Origin of the sequence: Sutterella parvirubra YIT 11816, assembly GCF_000250875.1 — a bacterium.
In the GTDB taxonomy this organism is placed as follows: Bacteria; Pseudomonadota; Gammaproteobacteria; order Burkholderiales; family Burkholderiaceae_F; genus Sutterella; species Sutterella parvirubra.
Genome location: NZ_JH605011.1, coordinates 32,052 through 34,449 on the forward strand (window position 1 = coordinate 32,052; position 2,398 = coordinate 34,449).

A 2,398-nucleotide genomic window follows, 5' to 3' on the forward strand; every position below is an offset into this window, starting at 1 on the left:
GAGGCGGCGAGCCGCACGGCGTCGCCCAGCGTGCCGAGACCGTCGACCAACCCCAGTCGCTTCGCGTCGGTCCCGAACCAGATGCGACCCTGCGCGGCCTTTTCGACTTCGTCCGGGTCCATCCCGCGCGCCTCCATCGTGAGGCGCTTGAATTCCGCATAGGTGCGGGAGACGCCCGCCTGGTAGAGCGCGTCTTCGGCTTCGCTCGGACGGCGGAAGACGACGCCCATGTCGGCCAAAGGCGCCGTGCGGTAGCCCTCAAAGCCGATCCGGAGGCGCTTCAAGAGGTCCTCCGCATGAGGCACCAGGCTGAAGACCCCGATCGAACCCGTGACCGTCATCGGGTGCGCGATGATCTTCTCCGCAGCGGTGCTGATCCAGTAGCCGCCCGAGGCCGCATAGTCCCCCATGCTGACGACGACGGGGATGCCGGACTCGCGGATCTCCTCGATCTTCGCGCGGATCGTCTCGGCGGCGACGGCGTCGCCACCGGGACTGTTGACGCGGATGACGAGCGCGCGGGTTTCAGGCGCCGACGCCGCGTCGTCGAGAAGCATGTTGAATTCGCGCGCCACGACGCCGCCCATCTCGGGAACGTCGCTGATTTCGCCCTCGGCGAAGACGACCGCCACGGCGCCCTCCGTCATGTCCTCATCCGCGCGCGAGGCGAGATAGTCGCGGTAGTCCGCAGCGGGGAGGTCGGAGGGCTTCTTCCCGGCGCCCGCGAAGGCTTCCGTGAGCGCGAGGTCGAAGTCGCCGCGCCCCATGATGTCGGTGACGAACCCGGCCTCCTTCAGAAGCACCGCGGGCCGGAGGGCGTCGTCGCGGAGGCGCTTCGGGAAGTCCGCCGCAAAGCGCGCGGCCGAGCCCGGCATCATCCCGCGGGCGCGTTCGATGTCGCCCGTCAGCGTCCCCCAGGCGGTGTCGAGCTGCGCCTTCTGCACGGCGAGGTTTTCGTCGGAGGGCCCGCCCGCCGTGAAGCTTTCCGGCGCGCTCTTGTAGGCCCCGGCCTTGTAGACCGTGAAGCCCACGCCCCAGTGCGAGAGGAAGTCGCCCCAGTAGAGGCCCGCGCCCGAGAGCCCTTTCAAAAGCACCGCGCCCATCGGGTGGATCGCCACGCGGTCGGCGTGCGCCGCCACGGCGTACTGCGCCTGCGTGTAGCTGTCGCCGTAGACCCAGACGGGACGCCCCGAGGTCGACTTGTAGTCGTCGATCGCGGCGCCCAGGGCCGAGACGGTCGCGAGCCCCGTCGAGGTCATGTCTTCGAGGTTCAAAACGACGCCGAGGATCCGCTTGTCCTTGGAAGCGAGCCGCAACGCCTCGGTGACTTCCGTGAGCGAAGTCGTCTCGGGCGTGCCCGCAACCATCTGGCGGAGCGCCTGAAGGCGCCGCCCGGCGGAGGGCTGCGCGTCGACGACGCGCCCTTCGATGCGCATGAGGAGAAGGCTCCCGGAATCCGCCACGGGCGAGCGGGGTTCCCACATGAAGAACGCCGCGACCGCCCCGACCGTGAGGATGAAGAGCACGTTCCCGACGGCGTTCTTTAGCCCGGTGATGAGGTCCCAGGCGTGCTTGAAGGACGTGAGGAAGGTTTTCATCGAACCTCCTTCTTTTGGGCCGCAAAGGGAATCAGGTCACGGAGCCGCAGGACCACGTGGTCGACGCCCGGCGCCGTGCGCCGGTGCGTGAGCTTCCCGTGCTTGGCGCGGTAGCCCGTGCACCAGAAGGTGCGCATGCCGATCGACTTCGCCGCGCGCAGATTCGCGGGCGAATCGTCGATGATCGCCGCTTCCTGCGGGCGCACGTGAAAGCGCGCGCAGAGGGCGCGGAGCATCGTGGCGGAAGGCTTCGGGCGCCAGTCGCCCATCAGCCTCATGTCGGTACTCGTCACGACGGCGTCGAACGCGTCATGGAGGCGCAGAAGACGGAGCACCTCTTCGGCGTAGATCCGGGGGCCGTTCGTGTAGAGGACGATCCTAACGCCCTTTCGACGGAGCGCCCGGATGTCTTCCGCGGGGTTCCCCGCCGCGCGGACGAAGGGCGAATAGTCGAAGTCGTGCGTTTCGGGGAGGAACACGCGGGGGTCGATGCGGTGGTTTCGCCAGAGCCCGAGGAAGGTGGAGCCGTAGCGCTCCCAGTAGGCCGTGCGGAGCTTTCCCGCCTCCTCCCAGGAGATGCCGAGCGCGCGGCTGATGAAGTCGTTCATGCGCAGGTGGATCGCGTGAAGCATCCCGCCCGAGCTCTCCATCACCGTGTCGTCGAGATCGATGAACCAAACCTTGACGGCGGGCGCCGTGGGCTTCGCCCCGCGGCGGGGCCGCCCCAAACCAACATTCGCCTCCATCGGCGCTCCCAATCTTGTGCCGGTGAGCTTCGTCACCGATTCCCGAAAACGAAA

At 68.1% G+C, this 2,398-nt stretch carries 2 protein-coding genes; both read right to left on the reverse strand.

Translation table 11 applies throughout. The features are described from left to right. Positions 1 to 1,598: signal peptide peptidase SppA (gene sppA, locus HMPREF9440_RS08870; protein WP_008543463.1), on the reverse strand; the 1,598-nt coding region annotated here is incomplete at its 3' end. Then, the coding region (locus HMPREF9440_RS08875) for an HAD-IA family hydrolase (RefSeq protein WP_316244794.1) at positions 1,595 to 2,398 on the reverse strand (804 nt) is incomplete at its 5' end. The genes HMPREF9440_RS08875 and sppA, both read right to left, overlap by 4 nt.